13 protein-coding genes and 1 riboswitch are annotated in these 17,000 nt (G+C 69.6%); of the genes, 9 read left to right on the top strand and 4 right to left on the bottom strand.

All coding sequences use genetic code 11. The annotated features are described in order from the left end of the window. Positions 1-81: 81 nt before the first annotated feature. The 7 genes from ACIBI5_RS36105 to ACIBI5_RS36075 all read left to right on the top strand — a co-directional run bounded on the left by ACIBI5_RS36105 (position 82) and on the right by ACIBI5_RS36075 (position 10,038). A complete protein-coding gene (locus ACIBI5_RS36105; protein WP_379609224.1) occupies positions 82-1,038 on the top strand; it encodes a LysR family transcriptional regulator in 957 nt (318 codons plus the stop codon). Positions 1,039-1,125: 87 nt separating this feature from the next. Then, complete coding sequence (locus tag ACIBI5_RS36100; protein ID WP_397253402.1) at positions 1,126-3,399, top strand: M4 family metallopeptidase; 2,274 nt, start codon at positions 1,126-1,128, stop codon at positions 3,397-3,399. Beyond that, positions 3,396-5,066 (top strand): M28 family peptidase, encoded by a 1,671-nt coding sequence (locus ACIBI5_RS36095; RefSeq protein WP_397253400.1) that lies wholly within the window; start codon positions 3,396-3,398, stop codon positions 5,064-5,066. Before ACIBI5_RS36100 ends, ACIBI5_RS36095 begins: the two co-directional genes overlap by 4 nt. A gap of 324 nt (positions 5,067-5,390) precedes the next feature. Next, complete coding sequence (locus ACIBI5_RS36090) at positions 5,391-6,824, top strand: cation:proton antiporter (RefSeq protein WP_397253398.1); 1,434 nt, start codon at positions 5,391-5,393, stop codon at positions 6,822-6,824. A gap of 27 nt (positions 6,825-6,851) precedes the next feature. Further along, a riboswitch (glycine riboswitch) is annotated at positions 6,852-6,950 on the top strand. 132 nt (positions 6,951-7,082) lie between these two features. Beyond that, positions 7,083-8,174: a glycine cleavage system aminomethyltransferase GcvT gene (gene gcvT / locus ACIBI5_RS36085; protein ID WP_397253396.1), complete on the top strand. Its 1,092-nt coding sequence runs from the start codon at positions 7,083-7,085 to the stop codon at positions 8,172-8,174. 32 nt (positions 8,175-8,206) lie between these two features. Next, entirely contained in the window at positions 8,207-8,596 is a 390-nt protein-coding gene (gcvH, locus tag ACIBI5_RS36080) for a glycine cleavage system protein GcvH (protein ID WP_397253394.1), read from the top strand. Between the two features lie 65 nt (positions 8,597-8,661). Continuing rightward, on the top strand, positions 8,662-10,038 hold the full coding sequence (locus ACIBI5_RS36075) for an L-serine ammonia-lyase (RefSeq protein WP_397253392.1): 1,377 nt from the start codon (positions 8,662-8,664) through the stop codon (positions 10,036-10,038). Positions 10,039-10,871: 833 nt separating this feature from the next. Here ACIBI5_RS36075 and ACIBI5_RS36070 read toward each other — a convergent pair. The 4 genes from ACIBI5_RS36070 to ACIBI5_RS36055 all read right to left on the bottom strand — a co-directional run bounded on the left by ACIBI5_RS36070 (position 10,872) and on the right by ACIBI5_RS36055 (position 13,867). Beyond that, entirely contained in the window at positions 10,872-11,081 is a 210-nt protein-coding gene (locus tag ACIBI5_RS36070; RefSeq protein WP_397253390.1) for a hypothetical protein, read from the bottom strand. A gap of 91 nt (positions 11,082-11,172) precedes the next feature. Further along, on the bottom strand, positions 11,173-11,931 hold the full coding sequence (locus tag ACIBI5_RS36065; RefSeq protein ID WP_397253388.1) for a MerR family transcriptional regulator: 759 nt from the start codon (positions 11,929-11,931) through the stop codon (positions 11,173-11,175). A 2-nt stretch (positions 11,932-11,933) separates the two neighbouring features. Next, positions 11,934-13,016, bottom strand: a complete 1,083-nt coding sequence (locus ACIBI5_RS36060; protein ID WP_397253386.1) for a serine hydrolase domain-containing protein — start codon at positions 13,014-13,016, stop codon at positions 11,934-11,936. 35 nt (positions 13,017-13,051) lie between these two features. After that, positions 13,052-13,867, bottom strand: a complete 816-nt coding sequence (locus tag ACIBI5_RS36055; protein WP_397253384.1) for an SDR family NAD(P)-dependent oxidoreductase — start codon at positions 13,865-13,867, stop codon at positions 13,052-13,054. An 80-nt stretch (positions 13,868-13,947) separates the two neighbouring features. Here ACIBI5_RS36055 and ACIBI5_RS36050 point away from each other — a divergent pair, with 80 nt between their 5' ends. Both ACIBI5_RS36050 and ACIBI5_RS36045 read left to right on the top strand, forming a co-directional pair. Then, complete coding sequence (locus tag ACIBI5_RS36050; RefSeq protein ID WP_397253382.1) at positions 13,948-14,352, top strand: winged helix-turn-helix transcriptional regulator; 405 nt, start codon at positions 13,948-13,950, stop codon at positions 14,350-14,352. A gap of 51 nt (positions 14,353-14,403) precedes the next feature. After that, positions 14,404-16,830 (top strand): PKD domain-containing protein, encoded by a 2,427-nt coding sequence (locus ACIBI5_RS36045; RefSeq protein ID WP_397253380.1) that lies wholly within the window; start codon positions 14,404-14,406, stop codon positions 16,828-16,830. Positions 16,831-17,000: the final 170 nt, after the last annotated feature.

Here is a 17,000-nt window from a genome sequence, read left to right as displayed (position 1 = left end):
GTCGGGCCCGTGAACGCCAGGTCAGCAGCGAATTCTGAATTGGGTCTTACTGGAAAGCTTCTTTACTTTTACTCTCAGAGTGTGGAGCTCGAGGTCCGGCATCTCAGAGTCGTATGTGCGATCGCGGACACCGGGAGCATCTCCAAGGCGGCGACGTCGCTCGGGATGTCCCAGCCCGCGCTCGCAGCGCAGCTGCGCCGCATCGAGCGGCAGTTCGGCGGCCCGCTGTTCGAGCGGGGCCGCGAAGGGACGACGCCCACTCCCTTAGGCCGCTGGCTGCTGTTGAGGTCGCGTTCGGTCTTACCCGCCTTCGACGATCTCGCGCGTGACGCCCGGCGCCACGCGCGGGACGAGCGCGACACCATCCGCGTCGGCTGTGCCCTCACCCGGCTGGCCATCTACGCGGCCAAGGCGTTACGCCGCCTGTTACCCGAGGCCGAGATCAGCCTTCGTACCGAAGAGACGACCGAGGTCCTGCCCGGACTGCTGGAGTCGGAACGCATCGAGCTGGCCACCCTGGACGACTATCCCGGCCACGAACTGCAACCGCCCCAGGGCGCCGTCTACGCCGAGATCGCGATCGAGCCGGTCTTCGTGGGGTTGACGGCCAGTCACCCTCTGGCGGCACACGACGAGATCGATCTGGCGGATCTCGCCAAGGAGCAGTGGGCGCAGCACGCGCTGCTGGAGTCGGGGCCGCGCGAGCATTTCTGGACCGCGTGCGCCGATCACGGGTTCTCGCCGATGGTCGGGTTCAAGGTGGACCTCAGCGTCGCGCTGGACCTGATCGCGGAGGGCCGCTGCGTCGGATTGTTCCAGGCCACGAGCCCTGCGCGGGACGGCATCGTGATCCGGCCGCTGGTCGGGTCACCGATGAAGATGCGTCACCTGATCGGCTGGACCGAGCACGGAGCGCTGGCTCCGCACGCCAAGGACCTCGTCCAGGCGGTCACCAAGACCTATTGGTCGGAGGCCATGCGCAACCCCACATACAACGCGTGGCTGCGGCGACATGGCGCCCATAGTGTGACGTTATGACAAATTGTGGGGTTACGGTCCGTGAGCCCCCGATGTCAGCTTGGGGTTGACTCCAGCCAGATTCACACCCCCCAAGGAGCCACGAGAGTGAACCCCAAGCTCAAACTGTCGGCCGCCGCGTTAGTCGCGCTGGCGCTGGCCCTGGTACCCCAGGCGGCGCAGGCCGGACAAGATCCCCCAACTCCAAGTGAGGCCAAGAGCGCCGTCACCTCGGCGCAGGGCGCGCTTGCTGCTTATGCCCCCTCCCTGCGTACCGCGCAGGACGACGCATACCACCTCCAGGCCAACACCCCCGGCGCGAACGGTCTGCAGTTCCTGACCTACTCGCGCACCTACAAGGGCCTGCCCGTCTACGGCGGCGAGGTCGTCGTCACCACGGACGCCTCCGGCCAGTCGGTCAGCGACGTCACCACCGGCCAGCAAGCCGTCATCAACGTCGGCACCACGGCCAAGGTGAGCGCGGCCACCGCCGCCGCCACGTCGCAGGCACGGATCAAGAAGGTGGACAGCGTCAGCGCGCCGTCGCTGGTCGTCCACGCCGCGAGCAAGACCCCGCGGCTGGCGTACGCGACCACCGTCACCGGCCCGTCCAACAACCGGACCGTCTACGTCGACGCGCTGACCGGCGCGGTCATCGACGAGGTCGAGCTGGTCAAGGCCGCCGAAGGCCGGTCCCACTACGTCGGGACCGTCACCATCGACACGCAGGCCACCTCGATGGTCGACCCCAACCGCCGCGGCATCCAGTGCGGCGGCCAGAACGGCTCCGCCTTCACCGGTTCCAGCCCCTGGGGCAACGGCGGCGCCACCGACCTGCCGACCGCCTGCGTCGACGTCCTCTACGGAGTCCAGAAGGAATGGGACATGCTCCGGGAGTGGGTCGGCCGCAACGGCATCAACGGCTCCGGCGGCGGCTTCCCGGCGCGCGTCGGCCTGGCCCAGGCCAACGCCTTCTGGAACGGCTCGTACACCAACTTCGGCCACAACGGCGCCAGCGCCCGCAAGAACCTGGTCTCGATGGACGTCGTCGGCCACGAGTACGGCCACGCCATCTTCCAGACCACGCCCGGCGGCGCGGGTTCCGGCAACGAGGCCGGCGGCCTGAACGAGTCCACCGGTGACATCTTCGGCGCCGTCACCGAGCACTACGCCAACAACCCGAACGACCCGCCGGACTACCTGGTCGGTGAGGAGCCCGCGCTCGGCGGCGGCCCGATCCGCAACATGTACAACCCGTCGGCTCTCGGCCACCCGAACTGCTACACCCCGGGGTCCTTCCCCGAGGTGCACGCCGGTGCGGGCCCGCAGAACCACTGGTTCTACCTGATGGCCGAAGGCACCAACCCGCAGGGCAAGCCCGCCAGCACCCGCTGCGACAACGGCCCGGCGATCGTCGGCATCGGCGTCCGCAAGGCCGCCCAGGTCTTCATGAACACGCTGAACAGGAAGACGTCCCCGTGGACGCACACCAAGGTCCGCGTGGCCGCGCTGCAGTCCGCCAAGGAGCTGTGGCCCGGTAGCTGCGCCGAGTTCAACGTGGTCAAGGCCGCCTTCGACGGCATCCGCCTGGGCGCCCAGTCCGGCGAGCCGACCTGCACCGCCCCGACCGACGACTTCTCACTCGCGCTCGACCCGGCCGCCGGCCAGACCGACCCGGGCGACAGCGTGACCACCACGGTCAGGACCACGGTGACCAGCGGCAACGCCCAGCAGATCACGCTGCGCGTCGGCACGCTGCCCAGTGGTGTGACGGCCCAGTTCAACCCGGCCACGATCACCGCCGGCCAGACCTCGACGCTGACCCTGTCGACCTCGGCGGGCAGCCCCGTGGGCGGCCACGCCGTACAGGTGACCGCTGACGGCACGGCCGTCGACAAGAACGCCACCTACAACCTCACGATCGGGCAGGTCCAGGACGACTTCTCGTTCGCGGTCAGCCCGGCGTCCGGCTCGACTCAGCCGGGCGGCTCCGCCCAGACCACCATCAACACCACGGTGACCAGCGGCTCCGCTCAGCAGGTCGCGCTGTCGGCCTCCGGTCAGCCCTCGGGCGTGACGGTGACCTTCAGCCCGGCCACCGTCACCGCCGGCCAGAGCTCGCAGGTGACCGTCGCCACGACCTCCGGTGTCGCGGCAGGGTCCTACCCGATCACGCTCACCGGCACCGGCACCAGTGGCAGCAAGACGGCCACCTACACGCTGACCGTGGGGAGCACCGGCACCGAATGGGCGCCGTACACCTCCTACACGATCGGCCAGGTCGTCACCTACCAGGGCGCCAGCTACCGCTGCCGGCAGAGCCACACCAGCCTGCCCGGCTGGGAGCCGCCGAACGTGCTCGCACTCTGGCAGCCGCTGTGAAGAAACTCCTAGTGTCAGGGCTGGTCACCGTCGTGGTGGCCGCCCTGGCCCCCCTCGCCGGCGCCACGAGCGCTCAGGCTGTCGCGCCGCCCAACATCCCGGTCGCGAACGTGACAGCCCACCTCAGCCAGCTCCAGTCGATCGCCTCGGCCAACGGCGGTAACCGGGCCTCGGGACGGCCCGGGTACAACGCCTCGGTCAACTACATCAAGGGCAAGCTGGACGCGGCCGGATACACCACCCGGATCCAGACCTTCAGCGGCGGCAGCAACCTCATCGCCGACTGGCCGGGCGGCCCGACCAACCAGACCATCATGCTCGGCGCCCACCTGGACAGCGTCGCCGCCGGTCCGGGGATCAACGACAACGGCTCGGGCTCCTCGGCCCTGCTGGAGATCGCCCTGACCCTGGCCAGCCAGCGGCCGACGGTGACCAAGCACGTCCGGTTCGGCTGGTGGGGTGCCGAGGAGCAGGGACTGATCGGCTCCCGGTACTACGTGCAGAACGGGGGTGCGGCGGGCGTCGAGGCGTACCTCAACTTCGACATGACCGGCTCGCCCAACCCCGGCTACTTCGTCTATGACGACGACGTGGCCCTGCAGCGGCTGTTCAACGACTACTACACCTCGATCGGCGTGCAGACCGAGCCGGAGCGCATCGGCGACGGACGCAGCGACCACGCCTCGTTCAAGAACGCCGGCGTACGCGTCGGCGGCGTCTTCACCGGGGCGAGCGAACGCAAGACGGCCGCCCAGGCCGCCAAGTGGGGCGGTCAGGCCAACCAGTCGTTCGACCGCTGCTACCACTCGGCCTGCGACACCTATCCGTCCAACATCAACACGACCGCGCTCGACCGTAACGCCGACGCGGCCGCACACGCGCTGTGGACCCTGGCCGTCGGCCAGTCACAGCAAAACGACTACTCCATGGCGGTGAGCCCGGCCTCGGCAACCCTCCAGCCCGGCCAGTCGGCGACGACGACGCTCACCACGACGGTCACCTCCGGCCAGACGCAGTTGGTCAGCCTCTCCGCCGGCGGCGTCCCGGCCGGGGTGACCGTCTCCTTCAACCCGCAGACGATCTCGGCGGGCCAGTCCTCGACGGTCACGGTCGCGGCGTCAGCGGCGGCGGCGAACGGTAGCTACCAGATCGCCCTCAACGGTGACGGCGCCGACAGCGACCGTTCGACCGCCTTCAACCTGACGATCGGGCAGGTCCAGAACGACTACTCGTTCTCGGTCAGCCCGGCGTCCGCCTCTGTCCAGCCCGGCGGCAGCGCGAGCGCCACCGTCAACACCCAGGTCACCTCCGGCCAGGCCCAGCAGATCGCGCTGACGGCCTCCGGAGCGCCCCAGGGCGTGACGGTGAGCTTCAGCCCGGCCACCATCTCGGCTGGCCAGACCTCCGCGGTGTCGATCGCGACGACGTCCTCGGTCGCCGCCGGCACCTATCCGATCACGCTCAACGGCGACGGCACCAGCACGGACCGCTCGGCCACGTTCACCCTGACCGTGGGCAGCACCGGCAACGAATGGGCGCCGTACACCTCCTACACGGCCGGCACGACCGTGAGCTACCAGGGCACCAACTACCGGTGCCTGCAGAGCCACACGAGCCTGCCCGGCTGGGAGCCGCCCGGCACACCCGCGCTCTGGCAGCGCCTCTAGAGGAGCATGTACGGCCGGCGTCCCGCCAGGCGCCGGTCGTACAGACGTGGCCGGGAACCGCTGGGGTGTGCCAGGTTCCCGGCCACACCCCGTGGCCGGCCGTTCATCCGGGGGGACGGCCGGCCGCGCTATGCGTTGCATCACACGCCCCGCAAAGTCCCGAAATATCCCGTTAAACACGGGGCAAGCAACACGCAGGGCCCCTGAACCTCTCGGCAAACACTGATCACCTCGCACACCAAGCTCGGCCCGATCCGGACATATCCCCCATAGGCTCGCCACCGTTGTCCGGATCCGATCCCCCTCAGGAGGGAGCCCGAGCTTTTGTCCAGCGACCTGGTGATCATCGCCGCGCTCGTCGCCGTCTCGATCGTGCTGGCCCGATTTCTCAGCACGAGGTGGAGGCTGCCACCCCTGCCGTTCCTGGTCCTGCTCGGCATGCTCGTGGGAATCCTGCCCTGGGTGCCGGTCGTGTCGATGGACCCGTACGTCGTGCTGACCGTCCTCATCCCGCCCCTGCTCTACCACCACGCCACCACGCGCAGCGCGCCCCGCGAGTCACGTGACGCCTGGCGGCCGATCATGCTCCTCGGCGTCGGGCTCACCCTCGCCACCGCCGGCGCCGTCACCCTCGTGGCCCATCTTCTGCTCCCCGGCCTGCCGTGGGGCGCCGCGCTGACCGTCGGCGCCGCCTTCGCGCCCACCCAGGCACTCGTCCTCGACCGGCTCGGCGCGCCGGAGCGCGTGCTCACCGTGCTGCGAGGCGAGAGCCTGATCAACGAGGGCGTCGCGGTCGTGCTGCTCGCCATCGGGCTTGAGCAGCTCAAACGCCCCGAGACCGTCTCCGTGGCCGCGCTGCAACTGGCCGCGGCGATCGCCGGCGGCGCGCTCGCGGGCCTCGCGCTCGGCTGGGTCGTCGTGCAGTTGCGCCGCCGGCTGGCCGACTCGGGGACGCTGATCGTGCTCTCGCTGGCCACGCCGTTCGTCGCCGAGATCAGCGCGAGCAAGCTCGGGCTGTCCGGCCCGCTCGCCGTCACCGCCGCCGGCTTCTACGTCGGGGCGCGCGGCCGCCTCTTCCACACCCCCGCGCGGGCCACCGAGCGGATCACCTGGCAGGTGCTGACGTTCCTGCTCGGCGGGACGCTCGCGGTCCTGCTCGGCCTCCAACTGCGCGATCTGGGCGGCTCACACTCCGGGCTGCCGATCACGACGGTCCTGCTGGTCACCGCGGCACTGCTGGGCGCGACTTCGCTGGTACGGCTGGCGTTCGCGCTGGCCGTCGACCGGCGCAGCGTCCGGGCCCTCACGCTGGGCGGCACCCGCGGGGCCTCGACGCTGGCCATCGCGCTGGCCATGCCCGCGCTGCCCGCCCAGGACGCGTTGATCTTCGCCGCCGCCTCGGTGGTGCTGGTCAGCGGGTTCGCCCTGCTCACGTGCCGCGCCGCCGTACCGGAGAGTGGGGGTGTCGCGGCGCCCGAGGAGGAGGCGCGGGCGCGGCAGGCGGCGGCCGCGGCGGCGATGCGCAGGCTCGACCAGATCTCCCACCGTCTCGACACCGGCACGCTGTGGGCGCAGCGGCAGTTGCTCGCGGTCGAGGCGAACGCCGGCGCCCCCCACGAGCTGCGCGACGAGCTCGCCAGGGCGCAGCGCGAGACGCTCGGCCAGATGTACACCGAAGGCCGCATCGGCGCCACAACCCTGCACAAGCTCACGGAAGAGATCGATTGGCGCGATCCACACGCGACAACACCCCCGTGACGGCACTAGGCTGGTTGGAGACACCGGTGAACCCGTGCGGGAGAGCGTTCTGACAATCCGGTCAGAGCCCCTGAAGGAGCAAGCCCTCCCCGCGAACCTCTCAAGGCAAAGGACCGCTCGGGCGAGGTGCCTCTGGAAAGCAGGCCTCCGGGCCTCGCCGAAGGTGAAAGTCCGGCAAAACCCGGGCGAAGCTCTCAGGCATCGATGACAGAGGGGGAGGATGCTGGCATCCGACCCTGCCCTGAGGTGCGAAGACCAATGTCCCGACCGACACCGCTGCGAGACGTTCACGAGAGTCTCGGCGCGACGCTGACCGACTTCGCCGGCTGGCTGATGCCGCTGCGCTACGGCAGCGAGTCCGCCGAGCACAACGCCGTGCGCACCGCCGCCGGACTGTTCGACCTCTCGCACATGGGCGAGATCTTCCTGACCGGTCCCCAGGCGGGCGAGGCACTCGACTACGCGCTCGTCGGCCACCTCTCGGCGCTGGCGCCCGGACGGGCCCGCTACACGATGATCGTCGGGGAGGACGGCGGGGTCCTGGACGACCTGATCGTCTACCGGCTCGCCGACGAACAGTTCATGGTCGTGGCCAACGCCTCCAACTACCTCCTCGTGGCCCGCGAGCTGACCGCGCGCGCCGCCGAGTTCGACGCCGTCGTGGACGACCAGTCCGAGCAGTGGGCGCTCGTCGCCGTGCAGGGTCCGCGCGCCCAGGAGATCCTCTCCTCGCTCACCGACGCCGACCTGCCGGGACTCAAGTACTACGCCGGCCTGCCCGGCGTCGTCGCCGGCGCCCAGGCGCTCATCGCCCGCACCGGCTACACCGGCGAGGACGGCTTCGAGCTGTTCATCGCCAACGAGGACGCGGTGCCGTTGTGGCAGGCGCTGGTCAAGGCGGGCGAGCCGTACGGGCTGATTCCGGCGGGACTGTCCTCGCGCGACACGCTGCGCCTCGAAGCCGGCATGCCGCTCTACGGCAACGAGCTGTCCACCGCGCTCACCCCGTTCGACGCGGGCCTGGGCCGAGTGGTGAAATTCGACAAGCCCGGCGACTTCGTCGGCAGGGCGGCGCTGGAGGCGGTCAAGGACGACCCGCCGCGGCGGCGCCTCGTCGGACTGGTCGCGCACGGGCGCCGGGTCCCCCGCCACGGGTACCCGGTGACCAAGGACGGCGCCGTGGTCGGCGAGGTCACCAGCGGGGCCCCTTCCCAGACCCTGGGTAAGCCCATCGCGATGGCCTACGTGGACACTGGTGTCACCGAAGGCGTGGCCGTGGACATCCGGGGCAGCCAGGAGGGCATGGACCTCGTCGCATTGCCCTTCTACAAGCGCAGCGCCCGTTCGTGAATACAAGCGCAGTAACCAGCAGGAGGACGTAAGTGAGCAGCATCCCTGACGAGCTGAGCTACACCAAGGAGCACGAATGGGTGGCCGGTCTCGACGACGGCCGGACCGTGACCGTCGGCATCACGGCCTTCGCGGCCGAGGCCCTGGGTGACGTCGTCTTCGTGCAGCTTCCCGAGGCGGGCTCGAACGTCGAGGCCGGCGACTCCATCGGCGAGGTCGAGTCGACCAAGTCGGTGAGCGAGATCTACGCTCCGGTCGGCGGCGAGGTCACCGAGGTGAACCAGGCCGTCGTGGACGACCCGTCGCTGGTCAACAACGACCCTTACGGCGACGGCTGGATGTTCCGGGTGCGTCTCGAAGGCGACCCGGAGGACCTCCTCTCGGCTGAGGAGTACGGAGCACTCACCTCCGGCGACTCCTGACCAATCGCCGGGGCCCGGCATGGGCCCCGGCACCGCCCTCCCCCCTGTTGCGGAAGGACGCATCAATGGCGATCAGCGTCTTCGACCTTTTCAAGATCGGAATCGGCCCGTCGAGCTCACACACCGGCGGCCCGATGGCAGCCGCGCACAAGTTCGCGCGCGGCCTGCACGAAGACGGCCTCGTCGAGCGGACCGCGCGGGTCGAGGCCATCCTCTACGGCTCCCTCGGCCTGACCGGCAAAGGCCACGGCAGTGACAAGGCCGTGCTCCTCGGCCTGTCCGGCGAGAAGCCCGAACTCGTCGACGTCGACACCGTCGACGAACGCCTCGCCGCCATGCGCGCCGCCGGAACCGTCCGCCTGTACGGCGAGCGCGACATCCCGTTCGTCGTCGGCGAGGACCTGGTCTTCGAACGCAAGATCAGTCTGCCCGAGCACCCCAACGGCATGCGCTTCACCGCCTTCGCCGCCGACGGGGAGAAGCTCCGCGAGAAGGTGTACTTCTCCGTGGGCGGCGGCTTCGTCGTCGACGAGAACGCCACCGGCGCCGACCGCATCAAGCCCGACGACACCGTCGTTCCGTACCCGTTCACCACCGCCGAAGAGCTCCTGAAGCACTGCCACAACACCGGTCTCTCCATCTCCGGCCTCATCCTGGAGAACGAGAAGGCCTTCGGCCGTACCGAACAGGAGATCCGCGACGGCATCCTGAACCTGTGGCGGGTCATGGCCGAGTGTGTGAGCCGCGGGATCAGCAAGGAAGGCATGCTGCCCGGCGGCCTGAAGGTCCGCCGCCGCGCCCACCAGCTCCACCGCCAGTTGTGCAGCGAGTCCCCCGAGAAGGACCCGCTCCAGACGATGGACTGGGTCTCGTTGTTCGCCCTCGCCGTCAACGAGGAGAACGCCGCCGGGGGCCGCATCGTGACCGCCCCCACCAACGGCGCGGCAGGCATCATCCCGGCCGTCCTGACGTACTACACGCGCTTCGTCCCCCAGGCCAACGACGAGGGCGTGGTCCGCTTCATGCTGACAGCGGCCGCGATCGGCGTCCTGTTCAAGGAGAACGCGTCGATCTCGGGCGCCGAGGTGGGCTGCCAGGGCGAGGTGGGCTCGGCCTGCTCCATGGCCGCGGCAGGCCTGACCGAGGTCCTGGGCGGCACTCCCGAGCAGGTGGAGAACGCGGCGGAAATCGGCATCGAGCACAACCTGGGCCTGACGTGTGACCCGATCGGCGGCCTGGTCCAGATCCCGTGCATCGAACGGAACGCGGTGGCCAGCATCAAGGCCATCACCGCCGCCCGCATCGCCCTGCGCGGCGACGGCCGCCACTTCGTCAGCCTGGACAAGGCCATCAAGACGATGCGCGACACGGGCCGGGACATGCTCGACAAGTACAAGGAGACCTCACGCGGCGGCCTGGCCGTCAACGTCATCGAATGCTAAGAGCAAGGTCCTCCCCCATGGGAGCGCTTCGCGCATTGAGGTCGGGCTGTGACAGTGGGGGCGTTGCCCCCACACCCCCGGGGTTAACCGCGCGGTCCTTCCCATGGGAGCGCTTCGCGCATCGGGGATCGGGCTGTGACAGTGGGGCTCCGCCCCACACCCCGGGCGAGGGAGAACCCTCGCGCTCCCCACGTGGCCGACGTCCTGTTGTTGCGCCGGGGTGGATTCCCAGCTCGCGATGAGTTGGCCGCAGAGTGGGGCATTGGCGCCTGACCGACGTATCGCCTGTCCAAAGCGAGCGTGGGAACAGATCGAGGCACAGCCTGAGGGCTGCGCGACCTGGCCAGCGCGGCCTACGCTCGTGACCCTGTGGAGGGCGTTCCCAACGCCTGTGAGCTGAACCACGTCAGCGACGACGTCACCACCTGGTACACGATCACCGTGTATGAAGGTGTCGAGGTGTGCGTATTCGGGTGGTCCGGCCGAGCCTCTGATCACCACCGGGAAACGCGAACCGTACGAACGGACATAGCCGTAAGACGATGCGCGGCCCGGGGAGGGACATGCTCGACAGGTACAAGGAGACCTCACGCGGCGCCTTGGCCGTCAACGCCATTGAATGGCTGATAGCAAGGTCTTCACGGTGGGCTCAGGCAGCGTCCAGTGGGGCGCAATCCCACGCCCAAGGGCGAGGGATACCCCTCGCGCCCCCACGTGACTGACATGGTGGTCGCGCCAGGGTTGAGAGGCTCGAATGCCGAGCGCCTCGCAGCCGGAGGCGCTCATGTCGCGATGTTGAGTTCAACCAGACATTGTGGTGGCGATGCGGGGTGTCAGCGCTGGCGCCGCATGGTCCAGAACAGCCAGTTGCTTTGGGCGGCACATGTGGCAACGTCCCAGCCCTGGCCGCCGAGTTCGGAAAGTACCGCGACCACCTCGTCGTAGCTGCCGGAGAACACGCGCTCGTTGCCGCCCGGCAGGTTGACCCGGATGGCGTTCGTGTCCCACAGCCACTCGACAACACCGAACTCGTACGTGAACATCGTCGCCCCACATCCCTCGGCCGCCACAGGACCCAGGAAGATAGCACGATCTTGGTGACGCGGAAGCCGTGAACGATCGGCCGCTCGCCGGTCATCGCGGGGCGTTCTCTTCCAGGCCGTCGCCTGGACCAGGCCATGAGGGGTCTGCCGGGTGGGGTGCCAGCAACCGTCTCAGCGCCGGTGATGACTGCAGGACGTGGGAGAACATCAGGTCGGCCGGGACGGTGGAGCCGGGGCCGGGCCGGTCGAGGTTTCGGTGGTGCCATGTCGTGATCTGTTCGGCGAGGCCGGGCAGTCGTGGATCCGTGGGAGGCCAGTCCAGGGCGTGGGAGATCGTCCGGTAGAGCTCCACGAATGCCGGATCGTCAAGGGCCGCGCTCTTGACGGCGACCCATTCGGGCACGGCTTGGGGGGTCTGGGCGGTGAGCATGATCCAGACGTCGCGTTCCACGCGTACCAGAGCCTCGCCGACGCCCAGGGCGCGCTCGCGGTCGAGGATGCGCACGACGTCCTCCGGGAGGAACAGCCGGTCTCCGGCGGCCAGTTCGGAGATGCGCCTGCGGTGTTCGCGGAGCTGGTCCATCCTTTCGGCGAGGGAGTCGTCGATCTCGGTGACGGCCTCGGTGAAGTGGCCGGGGCTCGCGTGGAGGAGTTCGTCGATGCGGGCGAGCGGGACGCCGGCGTCGGCCAGGGTCTTGATCCGGATCAGGTCGACGACGGCGGCGGCGCCGTACCGGCGATATCCGGAGGCGTCCCGCTCCGGCTCGGGCAGCAGGCCGAGATGGTGATAGTGGCGGACGGCGCGTACCGTCACGCCGGCGTGAACGGCGAGCTGACCGATGGTGAGCACCTCTATATCTTCGCGCCGCACATGAGGTGGTCCATCGCGGCGTTGATGAGCTTCTCGATGGGGAGGGCGTTCTCGTTGGGGGCCCACAGGGTGGTGAGCAGGACCATTCCGCGGCGGCCGTCCTCGGTGAAGCCGCTGTGGGTGGTGTGGCCGGGGGTGTTTCCCGCGTGACCCCAATAGGGGCCGCAGGGGGATTGGAGCTGGGCGATTCCCAGGCCATAGCGTGCGCCGGGGAAGACGGGGTCCCATTCGGGGGCGGGGACGGTCCGCTTCATGGCGGCGAGTTCGGCCGGGTTGAGGAGTTCGCCGCCGAGCAGTGCCTGCCAGAACCGCAGGAGGTCGGGCATCGTGGTGATGAGGTCGCCTGCCGCGCCGGCCGGGGTGAGGTTCCATTCGGTGGTTTCGACCGGCTCGGGGCTGTCGGGGAATGCGGTGTAGCCGGTCGGGTGCGGGTCCGGGAGCTTGGGGTCGCCGCCCGGTGAGAAGGTGCGGTCGAGGCCGAGGGGGCGGAGGATCCGGTCCTTCACCTCCTGTGGTCGCGGGTTCCCGGTGACCTTCTCGATGATCATCCCGGTCAGCGTGTAGTTGGTGTTGGAGTAGCTCCAGCGCTGGTCGTCGGGTTCCGGGATCCAGTCGGGTTCGTGGCGCATGGCGAGGGCCACGAGGTCCTCGGCGGTGTAGGAGTCGTAGCGGTGCTCGCGGAAGTCCGCCGCGGTCCAGATCGGTACGTCGAAGATGTACTCGGGCAGGCCGCTGGTCTGCTGGAGCAGCCGCCGGACGGTGATCTTGGCGCCGTCGTTGCCGTTGCCGCGTACCACGCCGGGGAGCCAGTCCTCGACGGTGTCGTCGAGGGAGAGCCGGCCTTCGCCGACGAGCTGGAGCGCCACGGTGGCGGTGAAGGTCTTGCCCGTGCTGCCCATCCGGAAGAAGCTGTCGTGGGCGACGGGCCGGCCGGAGGTCGTGCCGCAGTGAGCGGTCAGTACTTCTCTGCCGGTGTGCACCGCGGCGAGCAGCCCGGGGATGCCTTTGTCATGGATGGCCTGAAGATCGGCCTCAAGGACTGATCTGTCGTATGTGCTGGTCATGGATCCGATGCTCGACCCCTGACGCAGGGTCAGGGTCAAGCCCTCTGGAGCAGTTTCTCGGTATAGGCGGCCAATCGGGCGGCGTCCGCCGGGTCGAGCGTCTTCAGCGACAGGTCGACTTCCCGGCCCCGGTCGACGGCGGAAAGCGCCGCCGATGGGGGCTGGTCGATCCAGCCCACGATCGGCCGGACCGCGTCGGGGACGGGCCGGGCGAAGAGCCGGGCCAGCAGTTTGAGCGAGCCTCTGACCAGCGGATTCTGGTGGCCGGTGCCACTGCGGGTGAAGCCGGGGTGATAGAGCACGTAACGGGCCTTGCTGCCGGCGCTGTCGGCGAAGGCCACGCCCAGCAGGTCGTTGGCGCGGCCGGCCTGGAGCTGGGCGCGGATCTGGCCGTAGCGGCGGGTCAGCTGCGGGTCCTCCCAGACGATCCCGCCCGCCGTGTTGCCCACTCCGGCCACGTTGATGATCACCGGAGCGGGGGCGGCGTCGAGCAGCGGGATCAGGCGGTGGCTGAGCAGGTAGCGGCTCAGGTAGTACAGGGCGAAGGTGAACTCCAGCCCCTCCGCGCTCTCCCGCCGTCTCGGACTGACGCGGTTGGCGAACAGGGCGAGCGCGTCGATGGCGTCGTGGGAGTCGCGCAGGTGGGTGACGACCCGCTCCACCTCGGCGATCGAGGAGAGATCGGCTTGGAGAAAGTGCAGGTCAGGGTTATTGGCGTGGGCGAGTAGCACCTTGCCTTTGGCCTGGTTGCCGCCGATCACGGTGACGCGGTCGCCGCGCGCGAGCCGTTCCAGAGCGGTCGCGCGGCCCATGCCGTCGGTGCCGCCACTGATGATCACGGTCTTGGGCACGGCGCTTCTCCTCCATAGGCTCGTGGTCAGCGACACTCATCGTGCGGTACGCACGCCGGAGGCCGGAAGAAGGCAGTTTGATGTCAGGTACGAACACGCGTGTCCCCTCCATCCAGGCTCACGAGCTGCCTCGGCCGGTCCCCCTGGCGGAACTCGACGAGTGCCCGGTCGGTGGGGTGTTCCGGCGCATGGGCGACCGATGGAGCCTGCTGCTGGTGGCGTTGCTCGGCGAGGGCCCGCGTCGCTACAACGAGCTGCACCGCTCGATCGAGGGCATCAGCCAGCGCATGCTGACCCGTACGCTGCGCGGGCTGGAGGTGGACGGGCTGGTGCGCCGGGAGGTGTTCCCCACGGTGCCGCCCAGTGTCGAGTACAGCCTGACGCCGCTGGGCAGGACGCTGCTCGAACCGGTGTCCGCCCTCGCCGACTGGGCGGTGCGCCACGAGGCGGAGATCAACGAGTCGCGATCCAGATATGAGCGTTGAATTCCCTGATGCGGGGTTTCTGATGATCTTCGCTGGGTGATCTTCCCTGGCGTGAAAACGACCATGGTGCTGCTCCTGGCAGCGGCGCTCATCGCGGTGGATCCCGGCCGGAGTGGGGCGGCGCTCGCCGCGCCCGCCGCGGGCTGCGGGTTCAGCGGGCGGCACCTGACCCTGGCGGCCGGTGAAACGTTCGCACTCGACTTCAGCTTCCGCAATCCGACGGCGAGCGATCCCGACACCACGTTCACCGCGGTGATGCTGGAGAACGACTTCTACGGCCCCCGCCACACCTACCTCGTCAGGAACGTGGGCGGCGGCACCGGGGTCAACGTGAACACGCACCTCACGACGGGCGCGGCGCCCATCGGAACCGACGACATCACGATCGAGGTCACCTCGTCGCACACGGGCGCGACCATCCTGGCCACGTGCACGACGAGGCTCACCGTCAGCGGCGACACCGACCTCGACGGGATTCTCGACGAATGGGAGACCTCGGGCATCGACGGGAACGACGACGGCGTCGCCGACCTCACGCTGACCGGCGCCAACCGCCGCCGCAGGGACATCTTCCTGGAGCTTGATCACATGCAGCAGCACGACCTGCTGCCCGTGGCCGGCCAGAACGTCGTGGCCGCGTTCGCCGCCGCCCCGGTGATCAACCCGGACGGCAGCACCGGGATCACCCTGCACATCGACCTGGACGAGGAACTCGCCCACGAGAACGACGTGACCACGTGGACGGAGTACGACACGATCAAGGCGGGCGCGTTCGGCACGGCCGCCCAGCGGGCCAGACCCGAGGTCATCGAGGCCAAACGCAAGGTCTACCACTACGTGCTGTTCGGGCACACGCGCGACGGCGGCAACTCGTCGGGACGGGCCGAGATCAACGGCAACGACGTGCTGGTGACGCTCGGCGGCACGCCCTGGGCCGTGGACACCGCGGGCCACCACGTCGGCAACGTCCGGGAGCAGGCGGGCACGCTCATGCACGAGTTCGGCCACAACCTGGGCCTGCGTCACGGCGGCGCCGACGACACCAACTGCAAGCCGAACTACATCAGCATCATGGGCTACTCCTTCCAGACCACGCTGATCCCGCAGGTGACGGGGCCGAACCGGCTGGACTACTCCCGCGGGGCGCTGACCGAGCTGAAGGAGAACTCGCTGCTGGAGTCCGACGGCGTCGGCGCCGGCGGGACCGACTTCACGTTCTGGAGCGCGGACGGCGGCGCCGGCGGCCTGAGCAGCGCGCAGGCCAACGGCTCGCTCGACTGGAACGAGAAGAACGGCCAGGACCCCGAGCGGGTCTCCGTCGACATCAACAACCTCGGCTTCGACGACTGCCGCGCCAGCCCCGGCCAGACGCTGACCGGGCACGACGACTGGGCCAATCTCGACTACAACTTCCGCGACGACCCCGACTACGCCGACGGCACGCACTCGCCGACGCCACCGGAGATCACCGGTGAGGTCGCGGCGGAGATCCGCGAACGTGTCGAGCAGGCGCTGGCTCCGAAGGCCGAGGCCGGGGGACCGTACACCGGAGTGGAGAACGCGCCGGTCGCCTTCACCGGCAGTGCGACGGGGACGGGCGCGCTCACCTACGCCTGGGACTTCGGCGACGGGACCACGGGCACGGGCGCGCAGGCCACGCACGTCTACGGCGACGACGGCACGTTCACGGTCACGCTGACCGTCACCGACCAGGGCGGCCGCACGGGCAGGGACACGGCCGCGGTCACCGTCGCCAACCTCGCGCCGGCCGTGGCCATCGAGGGGCCGGACACGCGCGTCGCCCGCGCGGGGGTCGCGGCGGAGTGGGCCGTGCGCGGCGCCGATCCGGGCAGCGACGACCTGACCGTGACCTGGACCTGGGGCGATGGGCAGAGCACGAGCACCGCGTACCTGATCGATCCGCCGGGCACCGACCCCGACCCCAGCCCCGACGTGCGGCCGCGCGACGTGCGCGACGTCGCCCGCCACACGTGGACCAGGCCTTGCGTGTACGGCGTGCGCGTGACGGCGGCCGACGACGACGGCGGTCAGGCGGCGGACGAGGCGACGCTGGTCGTCACCGGCGACGGCGGCGGCCCGAGGCTGCTGGCCTTCTGGGCGCTGCGCATGCGTCCCGGCGGAGCGCCCGTGGGCTGCCTGCTGCGCACGGCGGAGCACATGAGCAGAGTGTTCTCCGAGGTCGTGGACGTCTCGACCAGGGAGCGGGCGTTCACCGTCCTGACGCCGAGAGGCATCGACCCGCGTCGCCAGCTCGACGCCCAGTTGCTGACGGCCTGGCTGAACTTCGCCGACGGCGCCCACACGCTGGACGAACTCGTGGACGGCGACGGCGACCAGATTCCGGACACCTCGTTCGCCACGGCCATGGCCAGGGCGGAGGCCGTGCGCCTGGATCCCGCCGCCACGCCCGCGGCGATCGCGTTCCAGGTGAGCGTGCTCAACGGCATCAACGTGTAGCGGGCCGGGTGTTGCCCCCGCCCTTCAGCGCGGGGCGGGGGCATCGCGGACGGCCTACTCGACGCGCACGATCTGCCAGCGCGGCGGGGTGCCGGTGGACATCGCGTCCGAGCAGCTGCAGTTGCCGCAACCAGGGGTCATCGTGTTCTCCTCGCCATGTCGGGGAAGGG

The organism is Nonomuraea sp. NPDC050540 (genome assembly GCF_044457485.1).
Taxonomy (GTDB): domain Bacteria; phylum Actinomycetota; class Actinomycetes; order Streptosporangiales; family Streptosporangiaceae; genus Nonomuraea.
Note: the sequence above shows the minus strand (reverse complement) of the source record. Positions and strands in the feature narration are given on the sequence as shown.